This is a genomic window from Actinomycetota bacterium (assembly GCA_040905475.1).
GTDB lineage: Bacteria > Actinomycetota > AC-67 > AC-67 > AC-67 > DATFGK01.
The window spans coordinates 1-18,126 of sequence record JBBDRM010000149.1 but is presented as its reverse complement, the minus strand read 5'-3'; the positions used below and the strand labels follow the sequence as shown (position 1 = coordinate 18,126).

Genomic DNA, 18,126 nt, shown 5'->3' with positions numbered 1-18,126 from the left:
GCCGCGGCGAAGGCCGCGGCGCCGAAGATGCTGTGGGTGCGCGCCAGGGCGGGTGACGCCGTGGGCAAACCCACGCAGGTGAAGGTCGCCGCGGGCGGCGTGGCGCCGGCTCCGGTGCCGGGCGTGCTGCCGGCGACGGGCGTCGACCCCGGGCTCTCGGGCCTTACCCTGCTGTTGGCGGCCCTTGCGGTGGCGGCGTTGCGCCGAAGGACAAGGGTGATTTGAGCGATCGCACGGACGGGGAGAACATGAGCGAGATGGAGGAAGCGGTCGCGCTGCTCGCTGCAGAGCAGAAAGAGCTCGAGGAACTGCTTCGCCGGCAGCCGCCCGAGGCCTGGCTCACCCTGACTCCGGCCGCCGGATGGGACGTACGGGATCAGGTCTCTCACCTCGCCGACACCGAGGAGATCGCCTACGACACCACGACCGGTGGCCCGCGGCAGCTCAACAGGGAGGCCCTTTCGTTCACGTCCCCCGAGGCTTTCACTGAGTCGGGGTGCGACAAGGGCCGGAAGATGCAGACGGCGGAAGTGCTCGAGTGGTGGGTGTCGGGGGCGGCGCGCACCAGGGACGCGCTCGAGGGGAAGGATCCGAAAGAGCGCGTCCCGTGGGGCCTCGGCATGGCCGCTCGCACACTGGTGACCGCGAGGATGATGGAGACATGGGCTCACGGGCTCGACATCCGCGCTGCGCTCGGTGAGAAACCGAACCTCACTCCGCGGCTGCGAGACATCGCCTGGCTGATCTTCCGCGCGCTGCCATACGGCTTCAACTACGCGAAACGCGAGATGCCGGCGGGGACGCTGCGCCTTGAGCTGGACTTCGACGGCGAGCGCTGGGTCCTAGGGCCCGAGGACGCCGACAACGTCATCACGGGCGACGCGGAAGAGTTCTGCCGTCTCGGGGTTCAGCGTCTGAAACTCGCCGACACCACCACACTGAAAGTGAATGGGCGGCTCGCCGAAGAGGCGCTCCAGGTGGCTCGGGCGTTCCTTTAGGAAACGAGTCGGAGGGCGTGGGGATCGCTGGGATAGGAACCTTCGGCAGCCTCCCCGCGATCGGCTTTGCTTCATCCGGCAGTTTGCCGGGCTTCCACCGGCTCATGTAGTAACGCCCCGTGAACCGTCCCGAGCGTCCCACCGACCAGACCCGCGAACTCCTGTGCGAGCTATTGCGGGCGTTCTACGCGCGCGAGTGGGTGTCGGGGACGGGCGGTGGCATCTGCGCGCTCAACGACGAGGGCCACATGCTGCTGGCGCCGACCGGGGTCCATAAGGAGCGCATCCAGCCACCCGACTTCTTCGTGATCGACACGCGGGACGGCTCGGTCGTGCAGCCGGCAGCGGATCCGGCGTTGCGCCCATCGGAATGCAACAGCATCTTCCGCGCGGCGATCCGCGAGCGCGGAGCCGGCGCGGTCATGCACTCGCACGCGCTGTCCGCCGTGCTCGTCGCGGACCTCGTGACCGGAGCCGATCACGTCGCGGTGAAAGACCTGGAGATGCTCAAGGGCATCACGGGGGTCACCAACAAGGACATCCACCTGCTGCCGGTGATCACCAACACGCCGCGAGAGTTCGAGCTGACCGATCAGGTCGAGGCCGCGCTCAAGGACGAGCGGTTCGCGCCGGCGCAGGCGATCCTCGTTCGCGACCACGGCGCTTACATCTGGGGTCGTGACCCGTGGGAAGCGAAGCGCCACGCCGAGGTCTACCACTTCCTGTTCGAAGCGACCGTCGCCCGCTCGCGTAGATAAGAGGAGGCTCCCATGTACGTGTGCCCGTGCTGCCAGCAGACCGAACCGATGACCAAGGTGGACGTGATCAACGTCGAAGAGGCCGTGGCCGGCGACAAGTTGACGAAGGACGACGTGTTCAAGCGGACCTACCTCGGCCACGGGCGCCAATCCAGCGTCTTCGTCTTCCAGGGCCACGAGGGGCCGTTCCGGAAGCACATCCACGTCACCCATGACGAGATCGGCTATGTGCTCGGCGGCTCCGGCTCGGTGACGGTCGGGGACGAGACCCGGCCGGTCCGCCCCGGCGACGTCTGGGTCATCCCTTCCAACACCCCCCACTCGGGCGAGTTCGGCGACCCCTGCACGGTCCTTTTCATCTCGAGCCCGATCGACGACGAGGAGAACCCCGACCGGGTTTGGCTCGACTAGGTTCGACGGTCGGCTCGCCCCCTCGGCGTGGGTTTGACCGTTTCGACCGACTTCGGTGACGATTTAGGCAGTTCGGGGGGCCCGTCGCCCGGAGGGAAAAACGCCGGCGACCGCGAACTCCAATCAGGACCCCCGGCCTGGGGACGATTGTCGTCGGCCGGGATGCTGCGTTCCGCCACAAGCGGACTGTGAAGGAGGAATAGCGTGCGTCGCTCTGTGAGTCGTCGACTCCTGCCAAAGTCCATCGCGGTCCTCACTGCTCGTGGGAGACGCGCGCTCGAACAAACCACCGGGAAGAGGGAGGAATTGAGCATGTCTAGGACCCGACGAGGAATGGTGCTCGTCGCCGCGCTCGCGGTGATCGCCACGCTCGTACCGCTCACCTCGCAGGCGAAGAAGCAGGCCGGCAAGGTCATCCAGCCGTTCCCGGCGGTCCACGACTTCTCCAAGGCCGAGATGAAGCAGCTCAACGAGCAGTGGGCGGGCAAGGTCTACGACTACGTCCCGCCACGCGGCGGCGTGAAGGTGCTGAGCCAGCCCGACGGTTCCACGTTCGATGCCATGCTGACGGGCGCCGAGATCGGCGGGCGCTTCGAGACCGTCGCGACCGGACACACCGTGGTCCAGAACTCCGGTGGATGGTGGACGTACGCGCTCAAGAGCAAGAAGCAGCGCGGCCAGCTCGTTCCCAGCAAGAAGATCGTCGGCCTCAACGCACCGACCGGCATCCCCGCGCGCATCGGTCGCATCGATCCGATCTGGACGGACAAGGCCACGGGCGCGGATATCCGAACGCAGCTATTCGAATACTTCCGTTCGGAGTCGGTCGCGGCCACGCAAGCCGCGCAGGCCGCCGGCGAGGTTCGCAAGCTCAAGATCCCGATGCTGCTTCTCGAGACGCAAGGCGAATTCCAGCCCGGCTCGATGCCCGAGCCGACCGAGGACTTCCTCAACGGGTACGGCAAGGAAAAGCCTACAGTGACCGAGTTCTACATGGAGATGTCCTGGGGCCAGTTGCTGGCCGAGGTGGACGTTTACGGTCCGTACAAGAGCATCCCGAGCCAGCTCGACCCTTGTCATTACGGCGGGATCACCGTGGCCGGTAACCCGAACTACGCCAGCCCACATAACCAGCTCACCGGAGGATTGGGCATCGGCGTCGGCGGCGGTGGCGTGGCCGGCATGGCGGCCGAGGCGGTCCCGCAGGCCGACGTCGACGTCGACTTCTCGGAGTACGACAACGACGACGACGGCTACGTGGACCTCGTCTTCATCGCGCACTCGGGGTCGGACATGGCGGTCACCGGTGACCCGTGCGACACCTGGTCGCACGCGATCAGCCTCGAGCCCGCCACCGAGCCGATCTCACCGGTCCCGCTGGGGATCCCGACCACCGACGGCGTGGTCGTCTCCAACTTCAACACGGTCGCGGAGCTCGGTATCCCCGTGGGCGGGATGGAGGTCGGCGTCGTTTCGCACGAAGCCACGCACAACCTCGGCGAGCCCGACTTCTACGACACCTCGTACCAGAGCCAGGGAACCGGCGACTGGGACAACATGGCCGGCGGCTCGCACTTCGGCGATCCCCCCGGCACGAACCCCCTGCATCCCAATCCGCTCGTGAAGATGGCTCAGGCATGGGTGGAACCGCAGGTCATAACGAAGACCACCAAGAACATCAGGCTCCGTCCGTGGGAGATCTATAAGGACCTCGTGATGGTGCCGCTGCGCTACGGCGATGATCCGCGCACCGAAGAGGTTGAAACCGACGCCATCGTCGAAGCTCATCTGATCCATTACTCGAGCCGCTCGGCTCACGGCCCGAGGAATTGGGGCAGCCCGATCGACGGCCCGGATAAGCCGGCCATCTACGACCGGCTGCTCTTGAACTCCGGCCTGATCGTGTGGCACTGGGACGATTCGGTGGCGAGCAACAACGATTCCACTCGTTACCGGCTGGACCTCGAGGAGTTCGACCGGCTCGACAAGACTCAGGAGCTGGCGTTGAACCGCACGCGAGGCGAGCCGACCGACCCCTACTTCGACACCGCAACCGGCTTGTCCGGCGCAACGCGAGTGGGGAAGGTCGAGATAGTGGGAGAGCCTTTGACGTTCGCGGGTACGGCCTTGCCGGTCGGGGCCGCGTACGGGGGCGCGCCGCCGGCGTACACGTTCGAGTTCACGGTGCCTTCAGGCCCGAAGAAGATCAGCGACATCGCGGTGAAGGAAACCTGCCTCGAGGCGGGCGGCGACTGGGACCTCTACATCGACCAGCTCATCGACGGCTCCTGGGAAGAGGTCACCAGTGGCGCAACCGGTGCCTGCTCCGAGTCCGCCTTGGTCCAAGGGCCGGCCATCGGCGGCCAGTACCGTGCGCGCGTCGTGAACTACCTTGCGACGGACATCCAAGGCGGCTTCACCGGCGAGGTCATCTTCAAGGCGGGTGGGGAAGAGAACCCCATCTACAAGCGCCCCGACACCTACGACAACGAGGGCAACGCCACCGGATTCACTATCGGTAACGTCCGGCCACTGGCGGACGGTATGCAGATCTCTGCGGAGGTGTTGGGCCCTCAGTTCATGTCGTTCGATGTCATCAAGGACAGGCGGGCCGATGTGTCGCCCGGGTTCCTCCGATCGGACGACGCGCTTCTGGCCGGGCGCAAGGCGACGCTGAAGACCGAGGTGTTCAACAACGGCGGTACGGCGGCCCGAAACGTCGTCGCGACGGTGTCCGAGGGCGGAACGGTGATCGCGACGAAGACGATCGCTTCGCTCGCTGCATCGACCGCCGCCGACGTTTCCTTCCCCTGGACGCCATCCGGCGAGGGCCGGCATGTGCTCACGCTCGCCGTGAACACCGCGTCTGTGGAGTCTTCGAGCGAGAACAACGCTCAAAGCACCGAGCTCGCGGTGTATTCGAGCCGGGCGCTGGGCAGCGTGCTCATCGTCGACGACGACGACGGCTACGACTCGCAGGAGACGTTCGAGGGAGCGCTCGCAACCCTCGGGATCCCCTACGCGGTCACGCACGCGCATCCGTCCGCGGCCGAGCTCAAGCGCTACCGAGCGGTCATCTGGGAGGCGGGCGTCTCTCGGATGAAGGGTCAGCTGACCACCGAGGACATCGCCGAGCTGAAGAAGTACCTGGACGGCGGCGGGCGTGTCTGGTTCTCGAGCCCGCGGCTGTCGTCGGGATTGACTGCCGCCGACGACACCGTCACCGGGCAGCTCAACCCCGGCGCCGACCCCGGCTTCGGTGCGAACTATCTCGGCCTGGGTTACAAGGACTCTCAGTCACGGGGCGGCGGGATCGCCGCACCGACGAAGGACGCGATCTCGAAGATCTCGTACGCGTTCAAGCCGTTCCCCGGGCGCACGATCCAGGACCTGCCCAAGGCCGTCGGGTCGGCGTTCGGTACCGTGACCCAGATCATGGACTGGAAGCGAGAAGATGCGACCGTCGCCACGGTCGGGCTCGTTGTTCGAGGCAACGCCGAGCACAAGAACTTCCGGACCGTCTTCACCGGCTTCAATGCGGCGAGCCTGGTCACGCCGGAGAGCGTGATCGACCTCGTCTCTTCGGTCATGAAGACGCTCGGTGTTCCGACCGGCACAAGGCGCCCTACGGATCCGGTTCTCTACCACGCATCCCCGGTGTACTCGCTCCGCGGTGAGAGCCAAGTGATCTCCGCGGTGGTGACCGGGACGACGGTTGAGAACGTCACGCTCCTCTACCGGACCTTCGGGACCAAGGAGATGAAGGCGATCCCGATGAGCCAGCGCGCCGCCGGCGTCTACGAGGCCACGCTCGACGGGAGGGTCTTCCAGCCGCCGGGCATCGAGTATCGGATCGTGGCCCAAACCGCAGCCGGACCGCTGTCGGCGCCGGCCGCCAAGGGCTTCGGTTACTTCGTCTCCGTGCCGAACGGGCACGCGAAGCCCGAGCTTCCGTACTCGCTGGCCAGCGTCCTCGGCGCCAGGTTCACCCCGGCAGGCGTCGCCCCCGCTTCCAGCGGAGGGGGCGGAGGCGGCGGAGCCGCGCTTCCGGCGACCGGCGTGGAGTCGGGCATGTTCGGCCTCGTTATGGTCGGTGGAGCGGTCGCCGCTTCCTTCTGGCTGCGACGCCGACGGTTCACATAGACGCGCGACGCACGCGAGCGACACGGCCCGGACAACCTCCGGGCCGTTCGCTTTCCCGGGCAGTACCTTTTGACACCAATTGGTCGATTCCCGGTTCCTCGGCCCGCTGTTCGGGTCGCGATCGCCAAGGAACACCGCGACCCGACGCCGAAAGCTAAGGCCATTCCGGTCACGAGCCGGTCTCATCCATCCAGAAGGGAGTCCCATGCGTCGCCGGTTGTTCGCCCTCGTGGCGAGCCTTTCTTTGGCTCTGGCATTCGCTCCCGCGCTGCCGGGTAGCGCGAAGACCCGCGCGCCGGCCAAGGTGCGCAACGATTACAACGCCTACCTGAAAGACCATCTGAAGCTCGAGCCGGTCCTCCGGGGCCGTCGGCTCATGGCAGAGAAGACCCAGATCCCCGCCTCCCTCATCGCGCGCAAGCAGCGGGAGCAAGCTCAGGCTGCTGCCGCAGACCCATGCGAGTCGACCGACAAGCCGGTCGGATGCACGGACTCGTTCTGGGTAAGCAATCGCATCGCCAGCCAGGACTACGAGGGACAGTTCATCCTCGCTGCCAAGAGCCCACACTCCTACATCTGGGTGGACCGCACGGCGTACGATCCGACGGGGATGACCGGGAACGTCCGGCCCGGCACGGTGACCGGCACGGTGACCCAAGCCGAGGCCGAGCTCGCTGCGGAACGCTTCGAGAAGATCTGGGAAGTCGACCGATCGTACTTCGGGCACGAGGCGAACCCGCTCGAGAAGCCGCACCGCACCCCGCCACGGCTGCCCGACAACTGGCGTGACGCCGACGGCGACGTGCACATCAACATCGTCAACTTCCCGATGGATACGATCGGCGCGTCTTTGAGTTACACGGCCGGGTACTTCTCCTCGGCCGACGAGTATCCGGTCGAGGTGAACCCGCATTCCAACGAGGGTGAGTTCTTCTACATGAACTCGCTGATGCTGACGACGGGAGGCGACACCTACGCGGGGGTGCTCGCGCACGAGTTCTACCACATGATCCAGTTCGCCAACGACGCGACGGAAGCGACGTGGATCAACGAGGGAATGGCCGACATCGCGATCGAGGTCAACGCGATCCCGGGCCTCACCGAAGGCCACATGTCGGCGTTCTTCGCCGAGCCGGCCGGCGACCAGCTCACGCACTGGGGCGGCCAGATCATCGACTACGGCGCGGCATACGCGTTCCTTACCTACCTCTTCGAACACTACGGCGGGCCCGACAACCCGGCGACGTCGTTCAAGGAGAACTATCTCATGGCCGAGGCGATCACCAAGGTCGCTGAAGATGACATGCCGGGTCTCGACGTCGTGCTGCGCTCGAACCCGCAGAAGAGCAAGATCGACCCCTACTACCGGAACAAGAACGCCAACGACGTATTCCTCGACTGGGCGGTAGCGAACTTCCTCGACGACACTGCGATCGGCGCCGGCCAGTATGGGTATCGAAACGTCGATCAGAAGGTCCCTGCCACCGCCACCTATGACACCTATCCGGCGGCGCTGCCCGCAGACGGGGACGATCCGCCGACGATCACGCCCTACACGAACCGCTACTACAAGTTCTCATCGGCCGGCGACGGGGGCGTCGAGTTGACGGCCGACCGGTTGGTGAAGATCGTCGACAACCTCGACGGGATCCCCTCCGGAACGCACGAGTACTGGGGCAACCGCGTCGACGAGTCTGAGACGATGATGACGCGAGCCGCCGACTTGCGCGGCACATCCGCCCCGGAGCTGTCGTTCTGGTACTGGTACGACATCGAGACCGACTGGGACTATGCCTATCTCGAGGTGTCTCAGGACGCGGGGAAGTCCTGGGAGTTCGTCGTGTGCTGCGAGTCCACCAGCACCAACCCGAACGGGAACAACGACGCCGTCACCCAGGGCGCGGGCATCACCGGGCAGTCGGGCGTCAACACCGCCGTCGAGCAGGTCGTGTACCAGCTCGAGTCCCAGGGCGAGGATCCGCGCGGAACCCTGGGCATCTCCCCTGCCTGGGTCGAGGAGACCGTGGATCTGTCCGACTACGCCGGTAAGCAGGTGCTCATCCGCTTCCGGTACTCAACCGATCCCGCCGTCACCAACCCCGGCTTCACCGTGGATGACATCTCGCTGAAGGACGGCGGGAAGGTCGTCTGGGTCACGGACACGGCCGAAGCGGCCACCTCCCCGTGGGCCTTCGAAGGAAGCGGCGCCGCAACGTTCCTCCGCATCACCCCGCAGATCACGAACGTGATCCGCCCGCTCGTGATCAAGTTCGGCGCCGAGACGGTCGTGTCGGCGCCCGGCGTCACGACCTCCGGCGATGAGTCCAAGGCCGGCGAGGCGATGGACGCGCTGAACTCGGTCCTGGTGGTGACGTCGATCAGCCCGATCACATCCGAAAGCTTCGAATACGGCTTCGCGGCGAATGCGAGCGAGGCGGCCGACATCACCGCGCCCGTACTCGACGAGATACCCGAGCAGTTGACGCTTCCGTACCCGCTGCGATGGAAGCCCGCTTCGAAGTCGGGGAAGTTCAACGTGAAGGAGTACCTCGTCGAGGAGACGACGGTCTTCGCCGAGCTCCTCAAGGAAGACGCTGAGAACGGTCTGGACAAGTGGGAAACCGAGACCGCAGGGGTCGTCCTCGACTGGCAAACATCGAGCGACACTTCGCACTCCGATCCGACGAGTTTCTCGGCTCGCGGCGTCGAGGGCGCAGGGGAAGCCGACGCGCTGCTGACCATGAAGGACTTCATCCAGGTCCCTTCCAGAGGCTCGACCGAGCTCCGGCTGTGGTCGTGGTTCCTCAACGAGGGCGACGATTCCGGCAACATCGAGGCCTCGTCTGACGGGGAGAACTGGAAGACCCTCACGTCGGTCGTGCGCTCCGCCCTGGCACCGGACGCGGCGCCCGATGTCGTCGCCGGTCGGCCGATGACCGAAGTGGTCGTGCCGCTCGACTCCTTCAAGGGTCAGCCGGTGAAGCTCCGGTTCCGGTACCACACCGGGCCCGACAACAGAGCGGGCTCGACGCCGCTCGGCTGGTACATCGACGACATCGCGGTGCAGTCGACGGACTGGGCCGAGATCGGCCGGACGGCGCAAACCTCGTTCACGCTGACCCACCGCCCGACCGGCACCAACAATTACCGCGTCGGCGCGCTTTACACGGAGAACCTTCTCGGCCCCTGGAGCGACACCGTCGGCGCGGCCGTCAAGGGTGGATCCACCGTCCGTGGAGGTACGAACAAGCCCCTGCCGGCGACGGGTGTGGGCACAGGGCTCGGCGGCATACTGCTGCTCATGGCCGCGTTCGCGACGAACCGCTGGGTGCGACGGCGCCCGGCTTAGACGCGTGACGCACGCGAGCGAACGGCCCGGACAACCTCCGGGCCGTTCGCTTTCCGGTGGAACCGTTACGCGGTGAGAGTCGCTGAGAAGATCGGCGCGCGGCTCGGCTTCGACGCCTGAGGCTCCTTCTCGATCGTTACGGCCACCGCGTCGTAGCCGTCGGCGTCCATCCCGAGCGCGAGAACGGCGAGGCCGTCATCGGGTCGGAAGACGCCCGCGCTGACCGGGGTGCCGTCGCGCATGAACCACACCTGAAGGACGTGCCCTGCCGGCGGAGCGTCTACGTCGCGTGCGACGAGCACGGACTCGCCCGGACGCTGCGAGAACAGGATCGTCCCACGCTCGCCGCCGCCGAGCCGCACCGTCTGGGCATCGGGAGACCCGATCAACGTCAGGGCACGGGCGAACGCGACCGTCTCGGCGCGGGCGTCGTCGACCCGGGAACCCAGCTGGAGGTTCCAGGCGCCGAGGCCCGCGATCGCGACCATGGCCGCGGCAACGCCGGTGCGCGCCCACCAGCGCGACCGGGTGGGAACGGCGGCCCGCTTCGCCGGACGTTCGCCCCGGATCCGTTCCATGAGCTGCTGCTCGACCACGTCGGGGGCGGAGCGCGACCCTGCCACGAGCGCGAGGTCGCCGACGACTTCACGGAAGTCCGCGAGCATCCGGCTGCACGACTCGCAGCCGGGGAGGTGCTCGAGCAGGACGCCTTCGATCTCGCGACGGTCGGCGTCGTCGAGCGCGCCGAGCGCGTAACTGGCGACCGCTTCCTCTAGCTGCCCGTGGTCCATCCGTCCTCCGATGCCGCTGCCTGAAGCGCTTCCCGGAGCCGGCGCATGGCCGAGAGCGTCCGGGACTTGACCGTTCCCAGCGGGACCCCCGTTTCGTGGGCTACTTGGGTCTGGGTTAGGCCCTTGAAGTACGCGAGGTCGATCATCCGGCGCTGCTCGGTCGAGAGACCCGCCAGCGCGCCGCGAACCTGTTCGCGCCGGGCCGACAGCCAACCCTCCTCGATCACGTCGTCGAATCCGCCGTCGAAGTCCGGCTCGGTGTTGATGTGCGAGCGGCGCCGCTCGGCCTCCTCACGGCGAACCGCGTCCACGGCCCGGTGATGGACCTGAGCGAAGAGCCACGACCGGACGCTCCCTCGTGCGGGATCGTAAGCGCCGGCCTTGCGCCAGACCGACAGGAAGACCTCTTGGAGAACCTCCTCCGCCATCGCGCGCTCCCCGAGTACCCGGAGGGCGAGTCCGAACGCGGAGGCCGAGTATCGCCGGTACAGCTCGGTAAAGGCCGAGCGGTCCCCGTCGGCCGTCCCGGCGACGAGATCTTTGTCCCTGCGGTCCTGTAGATCGCTGAGCTGCATCCGTTCGGGCCTCATCGCAACACCGAGCGATCCCAACCGTCCTCCCGGGGCATCCGCCGAACACATCCCCCGGTGAGTGTTCGCAGCGGAGGGGGTCCCGGTTCGCCTTTAGTCGACCCGGTCCAGGCCCAGCCGCTCCAGGCGCTCCCGGTGGCGGCCGAGCAGCTCGAGGACGAGCGCCTTGACCTCTTCCTCGCCCCCCAGGACGACCGCCAGGGCGTCCGAAGCGAGGAGCGCCTCGCGGAGACGACCCAGGGCGTTGCCGACGATCATTCCGGTGACGGCGGCCACGCGGCCCTCGGCCTCGGGGTCGGACCCGAGGATCTGGAGGATGTGCTCGAGCGCGAACGCCGCGTGCGCGCCGCGACCGGCGATCGCGTCCCGGACCGAAGCTGCGGTCTTCTCGTCGAGATGCGGCCCGATCAGCTCGGCGAAGTCGGCGGAGATCGCGTCGCCGACGTACTGGAAAACCTGAGCGTCCAGCCACGTCTGCGTCGGGGCGGCGTCGTAGAAGAAGTCGAGGGCGCCGCGGAACTGTGCCATCGCACTCTCGGGATCGGGCGTGAGCGAAGCCAGCCTGCGACGCAGGACCTGATACCGCTCGAACTCTTCGATCGCGAATCCGGCCTGACGTTCCTGCAGCGCGATCGTCGGCGCGGTGCGCGAGACGGAAGCGGAGAGGTCGAACACCCGCAGCAAGGCGTATGCGAGCGCTCCGACGATGCGCGCGGCCGCCTCGTCCTCCGGCAGAGGTGCGCCGCCGTCCGCTTCCGGTGCTGGGGCCATAGGTACGCATTCTTGCAGGTCACAGCCTCCCCGTCGAAGCCTCTTTGCCTCCGAGGAGCCCCTTTGGTAGACATCCCGCGGGCTTGGAAGAGCCTCGGTAGGCGTTGCTTGGTCTGGTCGGACGAGCCGCCGGAAAACCCGGGGCCATAAAAGGAGCTGGTTGATGTTGAGGGGGGTAAGACGCCTGCGCAGCTTCGTAGGCGTGTTCCTACTCCTCATTTCGTTGGCTGCGACGGCTCAGCCGGCTTCCGCCGAAAGCAGGCTCGCCGAAACGAGACGCAAGCTCGCCGCCACCCGCGCGCGCCTCGCCGCCGTCCGCCAGACCGACGCCCAGCTCCTCGCGGTCATCCGCCAGCTCGGCGGCCAGCTCTCGACCGTTCGTGTCTCGCTCTCGAGGGCCGAATCGGTCCTCGCTCGGATCGAAGCCAACATCCGCGGCCAGGAGCGCCGGCTGGAGAAGCTCGACGCCGAGCGCCTTCAACGTGCCTCGATCGTCGGGGAACGCGCCCGCGCCCTCTACATCATGGGGGCCGGGATGCAGACGGAAGCGCTGCTTGCCTCTGACTCGATCAGCGAGTTCATCGAGCGCTCGGAGTCCCTCGATCAAGCGCTGCGCTTCGACCAGATGGTGATGGACGACCTCGCGCGGATAGCCGATCAGACCACGAAGGCCAAAGCTCTGCTGACGCGAGACCGGTCGAAGGTGGCAGCGATCCGTCGCGGCATCGCCGAGCGGGCTGCGGAGCTGGCCGACGTCCTCGCCGTGAAGCAGGTCGCGGAAGCTCAGCTCGGCGGTCAGATCAGCGCCTACCAGCGCGAGGTGGCCGAGCTCGAACGCGAGCAGGCCCGCATCCTCGCCATCATCCGGGCCCGGCAGACGCAAAGCACCGGCCCGATCAGCCGCAAGGGGTTCATCTGGCCGTTCCGCGGCCCGATCACCTCCGACTACGGTCCACGGTGGGGGGGATACCACACCGGCATCGACATCAACTGTGAGACGGGCGACCGGATCGTCGCCTCGAAGGCCGGCAAGGTCATCGCCGCCGAGTGGGGCGGCGGATACGGGCGGATGGTCATCATCGACCACGGCAACGGCGTCTCGACCCTGTACGCCCACAACTCGGCCCTGTACGTCTCGGAGGGCCGCTCCGTCTCACGCGGCCAGCGGATCGCCGCCTGCGGAGAGACGGGTCGTGCCTACGGCGACCATCTGCACTTCGAGGTTCGCATCAACGGGAACCACACGAACCCGCGAAACTTCCTTCCCTAGACGCCTTCTACGGCGTCCAGCAGCCCCCGATCGTTCCCGAGTACGGACCGTTCCATTCCGACGTCTTGAAGACGAACGGCGCGCGGTAGTTATCGGGGTCCGAGATGAAGCAGAGCCCCGGCCGGGTGGCGAACGGGATCAGGTCGAGCTCCGCGACGAGCGGTTCGTAGTACGCACTGCCGGTCGTGGCGTTGGGCGGGAGCCAGTTGTCGTGGTGCGCCGGCATGAACACCTTCGGCCGCAAGGACTCGACGTAGACCCGGACGTCCTTCAGCCCGTTCGTGATCTGGTTGAACCCCTGGACCGCGCCGAGCTCCAGATCCACGGAGCCGAGCGCCGCGAGTGCTCGGCGGATCTCCTCGGTTCCGCCCTCGCCCGGGTTGGAGAGCGGGCCGACGGTGTCGTGCCAAGCCAGAGAGAACTGACCCCACTGGAACCGGTACACCACACTGCCACCCTCGTCGTCGCCGGAATTGTCGAACAGGTGCGCGAAGTCGGTCGGTGAGGGCGGGTACTGAAGTATCGCCGGCGGGCCGTTGGGGACGCCGACCGGAGCTCGCAGGCTCGTCGGGTCGGGCGGACGAGGAGAGGAATGTTTCCCGAGGGCCGCGGTGACGCCGAGTCCCGGAGGGCCCTCCGTCGGGTGACCCAGGGTGCCGAACGGGGTCGGCGGCACGTACGGCGGGCTCGGTGGCTGGGAGTTGCCGCCGTGGAACTCGTTGCCGGCGGCGTCGAGGATCGGCACGCACGCGACCGCGTCGGGGTTCGTCGCGTCTTCCTTCGCTCCGGCGCAATGCTCGGCGGTGCCGATGATCTTCGCGCCGGTCGCCTCGGCGATCGCGCCCGCGTGCGCCGCGTGATCGAAGTGCCCGTGGCCGATATAGATGTACTCGGGGTCGGCGGCGATCAGATCTCCGACCGTGATCGGCACGTAGTCGGCGATCGTCCCCTGGATCACCCAAGCGTCCAGCAGCACCACATGGCCGCCGAACGAAGCGATGAAGTTGGTGACGCCGAACCAGCGGAGCCGAACCTGCCCCGGGTCGTTCCAGCCATGACCGAGCAGCCGGTCGCGGGCCGCCACGACCGGGTCGGGACCCGAGATGCCCGGGCGCACGGCGACGACCGCGGCGCACAGCGCCAGGACGAGGGCGATCTGGGAGCGTCGGCGCAAAAGGGAACCTCTTCTCGGTGGTGCTCCCCGGGGAGTTCGTCTGCGGCGGGTCTGGTTCCTGCCGATCGTTCCCCGGCGGCGCTTAGGCGGTCGCCCGGCGGGCGCCTTCCTCGAAGCTACGTCCGAGGAACTGCTTGGCGGCTCCGACGATCCGCTGCGGCCTGACCCGGAGCTCGAGGATGCTCTTGGCGCGAAGCAGGCGGCCGTTGGGCAAGCGGCGGGCAAGCTCGTCGGCGTCTCCGAACGTGTGGAGCGGGTCCCGGGGATGGCCTATGACCAGGGCGGGCACGGGACAGCGCTCGACTTCCGGCCAGCGGTGTCCTTGCTCGGCAGTAGCCAGCAGACCTTCGATCACCGCGGCGCCGGAAACGGGATTCTCGGCCAGGATCGCGAGCGACTCCTTGAAACCGGGATAGAAGCGGAGATCCGGTAGCCGGCGCGACGCGAACGCGAGCGTCCGGGCCGCGCCGCGCCGTCGGAGCATGGCGGCGACCGGACGGAACGCGCGGCGAGCGAACTTGGCGCCGCGTTCGAGCACCGGCATCTCGAGCACGGCGCCGGCGACGCGGTCCGGGAACTCGACCATCGCGGCGAGCGCCACGTCCGCCCCGAGCGACGTACCGAAGAATCCGCCGCGCTCGGCGCCGAGGTGATCGAGCAATGCGATCGTGTCGAGCGCGAACTTCTGCATCGAGTAGTGCGCTCCTTCGATCGGCCGGGAAGAGCGGCCGTGTCCGTGCAGCTCGAGCAGGACCGGCCGGAAGTCGCCGTGGAAGGATCGCGCCAGCGGCAGCATCATCTCCGACGAGAGAAGCAGCCCGTGAAGGAAGATGACGGTTCTGTCGCGGGGGCCGCCGAGATCCTCGTACGAGAGGACCAATCCGTCCCGGTCGAAGGTCGGCACGGTCGGGTAGCATAGCCGACGTGCCTTCCGCTCCCGCGCAGACCGTCGGAGAGCTCGTCGCGTCCGGCTGGCAGGACAGAACCGTCAAGGACGAGCTCCGTGAGAACCTGATCGCACGCCTGCGCGCGGACGAGCCGCTCGTCACCGGGATCGTCGGTTACGAGGACACCGTGCTGCCGGGTCTGGAACGCGCGATCCTCGCCGGACACGACGTGATCATCCTGGGCGAACGCGGGCAGGCGAAGACGCGGCTGATCCGCCAGCTGGTGGAGCTCCTCGACGAGCGGATCCCGATCGTCGCCGGATGCGAGGTCAACGATTCGCCGCTCACGCCGATCTGCGCTCGCTGCCGCGCGCTCGTCGCCGAAAAGGGCGACGAGACGCCGGTCGAGTGGATCGGTCGCGACCGGCGCTTCTCCGAGAAGCTCGCGACGCCCGACGCGTCGGTGGCCGATCTGATCGGCGACGTCGATCCCATCCGCGTCGCGGAGGGCCGTTATCTCGGCGACGAGCAGACGATCCACTTCGGGCTCGTTCCCCGAACGCACCGGGGCATCTTCTCGATCAACGAGCTCCCCGACCTGCCGGCGCGGATCCAGGTCGCCCTGCTCAACATCCTGGAGGAACGCGACGTCCAGATCCGCGGCTACAAGATCCGCCTGCCGCTCGACCTCATGCTCGTCGCCACGGCGAACCCCGAGGACTACACGAATCGCGGACGCATCATCACCCCACTGAAGGATCGCTTCGGCAGCGAGGTCCGCACGCACTACCCCGAGCACATCGAGGACGAGATCGAGATCATCGAGCAGGAGGCGAAGCCGCCGTCCGCGTCGGTCCCGGTGCGGGTCCCCGTCTTCCTGACGGAGGTGCTCGCCGAGTTCACACGCCAGGCGCGCCGCTCGCCGCACGTGAACCAGCGGTCCGGCGTCAGCGTGCGATTCTCGATCGGGAACCGCGAGGTGCTCGCCGCTTCGGCCGTCCGCCGTGCCGTGCGGACCGGCGAGCCCGAAGCGGTCCCGCGCGTGGCGGATCTCCCGGCCGTGTTGCAGTCCTCGATGGGCCGCGTCGAGTTCGAGACCTTCGAGGAAGGTCGCGAGGCCGACATCATGGATCGCATGCTGCGTCAGGCGACGCTCGAGGTGTTCCGCCGCCGGCTCGGCGGCATGGACTTCGCCGCGCTCGTGAAACGCTTCGAAGAAGAAGGGCTCGAGGTCGACACCGGCGACCTGACCTCGGCGCAAGAGCTGCTCAAGCAGGTCGGCGAGGTGAAGGGCCTCGCGCAGCTGATGAAGCGTCTGGGCGTCGAGGACGAGTCCCCGGCGCACGCGGCCTCGGCGCTCGAGTTCGCGCTCGAAGGTCTTCATCTCTCGCGGCGGCTCAACAAGCACGAGACCCCGCGCGGCTCACGCTACGCCGCGGACTGAGGCCCATGCGCAGTTATCGATACCGGCGCTGGGACGGCACCCAGGAGCCGATCGGCGACGACCTCACCGTCGAGTCGCTCATAGACGAGCTTTCCGAAGACATCCTCTCCGGCATGGACCCGCAGCAAGCGATGCGCAGCCTCATGCGTCGCGGGATGCAGGGGAACTTCGGTGGGATCAACTCCTTGCTCGAGCGGTTGCGCAAGGCACGCGAGCGCGAGAAGGCCAAGGGGCAGCTCGGTGGGATGCTCGAGCAGGTGCGCGAGCAACTCGACCGGATCTTGGAGCAAGAGCGCGCTGCCCTGGCCGAGCGGACCGATGATCCCGAGGCCCGGATGCGCGAGGGGTACCTCGACGACCTGCTGCCCGACGCGGCCGGCCGGATCAACGGTCTCAAGAACTACGACTTCGTTTCGCCGGAGGCGCGCGCGGAGTTCCAGGAGCTGCTCGAGAAGATCCGTCAGGAAGTGCTCGGCTCGGCGTTCCGGCAGCTGTCGTCGGCGATGAAGAACATGACGCCCGAGCAGATCGCCCGGATGAAAGAGATGCTCGGCGACCTCAACCGCATGCTCGACCAGAAGCGGAGCGGCACCGGGCCGTCGCAGGACGAGTTCGACGAGTTCATGCGCCGCTACGGCGACTTCTTCCCCGAGAACCCGCGCAACCTCGACGAGCTCATGGAAGCGCTCGCGAAACGGATGGCCGCGATGGGCCGGCTGTTGAATTCGCTGTCGCCGGAGCAGCGCGCCGAACTGATGGACCTCGCGCGCGAGGTGATGGACGACATGGATCTGTCGTTCGAGGTCGACCGTCTGGCGAGCTCCCTGCAAGATCTGTTCCCCGACCTCGACTGGGACTCGGCCGTGCCGATGGACGGCGACGACCAGCTCGGCCTGCGCGAGGGCTTGGAGGCGATCGAGCGGATCACCGACTACGACGAGCTCGAGCGCGCGCTGCGCTCCGACCGCGCCGGGCCGGCGCTGCAGGACGTGGACGTGGACAAGATCCGGCGCACGCTCGGCGAGGACGCCGTACGCGACGTCCGGCGCCTGCGCGAGATCGAGAAGATGCTCGAGCAAGCCGGCTTCCTGGTACGGCAGAGCGGGAAGCTGAAGCTCACGCCGCGCGGGGTCCGCAAGCTCGGCGAGCGCGCGCTGGCGCGGGTGTTCGAGCGGCTGACGGTCGACCGGCCGGGGACGCACGACGCGCGCGACGCCGGAGGGATGGGCGAGCCGACCGGGGCGACGCGGCCATGGCGCTTCGGCGATCCCTTCGCGATCGACGTACAGCGCACCGTCCACAACGCCGTGCTGCGTCAGGGCCCGACCCGCGGGCGGGTGCGCCTGCAAGCGGACGACTTCGAGGCGGTCGAGTCCGAGAACCGCACGACGGCGGCGACCGCGCTGCTGCTCGACATGAGCTTCTCGATGCCGATGCGCGGCAACTGGGAGCCGGCGAAACGCATGGCGCTGGCGCTGCACTCGTTGATCGCGTCGAAGTATCCGGAGGATCAGCTCTACATCATCGGCTTCAGCGCGCT

General features: G+C 67.5%; 14 protein-coding genes. 9 read left to right on the top strand and 5 right to left on the bottom strand.

Going from position 1 to position 18,126, the window contains the following annotated elements; genetic code table 11:
• The 6 genes from WEB06_18620 to WEB06_18595 form a co-directional block, all read left to right on the top strand.
• Positions 1-225 (top strand): hypothetical protein (locus tag WEB06_18620; protein MEX2557632.1); only part of this gene is annotated, 225 nt, incomplete at its 5' end.
• The gene (locus WEB06_18615; GenBank protein ID MEX2557631.1) at positions 222-998 is read left to right on the top strand and encodes a maleylpyruvate isomerase family mycothiol-dependent enzyme; all 777 of its coding nucleotides are present in this window, start codon (positions 222-224) and stop codon (positions 996-998) included. The genes WEB06_18620 and WEB06_18615, both read left to right, overlap by 4 nt.
• A gap of 119 nt (positions 999-1,117) precedes the next feature.
• Entirely contained in the window at positions 1,118-1,756 is a 639-nt protein-coding gene (mtnB, locus tag WEB06_18610; protein MEX2557630.1) for a methylthioribulose 1-phosphate dehydratase, read from the top strand.
• A gap of 12 nt (positions 1,757-1,768) precedes the next feature.
• Entirely contained in the window at positions 1,769-2,167 is a 399-nt protein-coding gene (locus tag WEB06_18605; GenBank protein ID MEX2557629.1) for a cupin domain-containing protein, read from the top strand.
• Positions 2,168-2,479: 312 nt separating this feature from the next.
• Positions 2,480-6,310: an immune inhibitor A domain-containing protein gene (locus WEB06_18600; protein MEX2557628.1), complete on the top strand. Its 3,831-nt coding sequence runs from the start codon at positions 2,480-2,482 to the stop codon at positions 6,308-6,310.
• 205 nt (positions 6,311-6,515) lie between these two features.
• Positions 6,516-9,659, top strand: coding sequence for a hypothetical protein (locus WEB06_18595; GenBank protein ID MEX2557627.1), 3,144 nt, complete (start codon positions 6,516-6,518; stop codon positions 9,657-9,659).
• 65 nt (positions 9,660-9,724) lie between these two features.
• Here the strand turns inward: WEB06_18595 and WEB06_18590 are convergent, their stop codons facing one another.
• The 3 genes from WEB06_18590 to WEB06_18580 form a co-directional block, all read right to left on the bottom strand.
• Complete coding sequence (locus WEB06_18590) at positions 9,725-10,450, bottom strand: anti-sigma factor (protein ID MEX2557626.1); 726 nt, start codon at positions 10,448-10,450, stop codon at positions 9,725-9,727.
• Positions 10,432-11,040 (bottom strand): sigma-70 family RNA polymerase sigma factor, encoded by a 609-nt coding sequence (locus tag WEB06_18585; protein MEX2557625.1) that lies wholly within the window; start codon positions 11,038-11,040, stop codon positions 10,432-10,434. The genes WEB06_18590 and WEB06_18585 overlap by 19 nt, the downstream gene beginning before the upstream one ends.
• Positions 11,041-11,133: 93 nt before the next feature.
• Positions 11,134-11,811 carry a ferritin-like fold-containing protein gene (locus WEB06_18580; GenBank protein MEX2557624.1) on the bottom strand — a complete coding sequence of 226 codons (678 nt, stop codon included), beginning with the start codon at positions 11,809-11,811 and terminating at the stop codon, positions 11,134-11,136.
• 223 nt (positions 11,812-12,034) lie between these two features.
• Here WEB06_18580 and WEB06_18575 point away from each other — a divergent pair, with 223 nt between their 5' ends.
• Positions 12,035-13,081 carry a peptidoglycan DD-metalloendopeptidase family protein gene (locus tag WEB06_18575; protein MEX2557623.1) on the top strand — a complete coding sequence of 349 codons (1,047 nt, stop codon included), beginning with the start codon at positions 12,035-12,037 and terminating at the stop codon, positions 13,079-13,081.
• Positions 13,082-13,088: 7 nt separating this feature from the next.
• On the opposite strand, the gene WEB06_18570 is transcribed toward WEB06_18575, so the two are convergent.
• Entirely contained in the window at positions 13,089-14,255 is a 1,167-nt protein-coding gene (locus WEB06_18570; protein MEX2557622.1) for an MBL fold metallo-hydrolase, read from the bottom strand.
• A gap of 82 nt (positions 14,256-14,337) precedes the next feature.
• Entirely contained in the window at positions 14,338-15,159 is an 822-nt protein-coding gene (locus WEB06_18565; protein MEX2557621.1) for an alpha/beta fold hydrolase, read from the bottom strand.
• Between the two features lie 20 nt (positions 15,160-15,179).
• Here WEB06_18565 and WEB06_18560 point away from each other — a divergent pair, with 20 nt between their 5' ends.
• Positions 15,180-16,586: an ATP-binding protein gene (locus WEB06_18560; protein MEX2557620.1), complete on the top strand. Its 1,407-nt coding sequence runs from the start codon at positions 15,180-15,182 to the stop codon at positions 16,584-16,586.
• A gap of 5 nt (positions 16,587-16,591) precedes the next feature.
• Positions 16,592-18,126, top strand: a 1,535-nt coding sequence (locus tag WEB06_18555) for a hypothetical protein (GenBank protein MEX2557619.1), incomplete at its 3' end; no start/stop codon positions are given.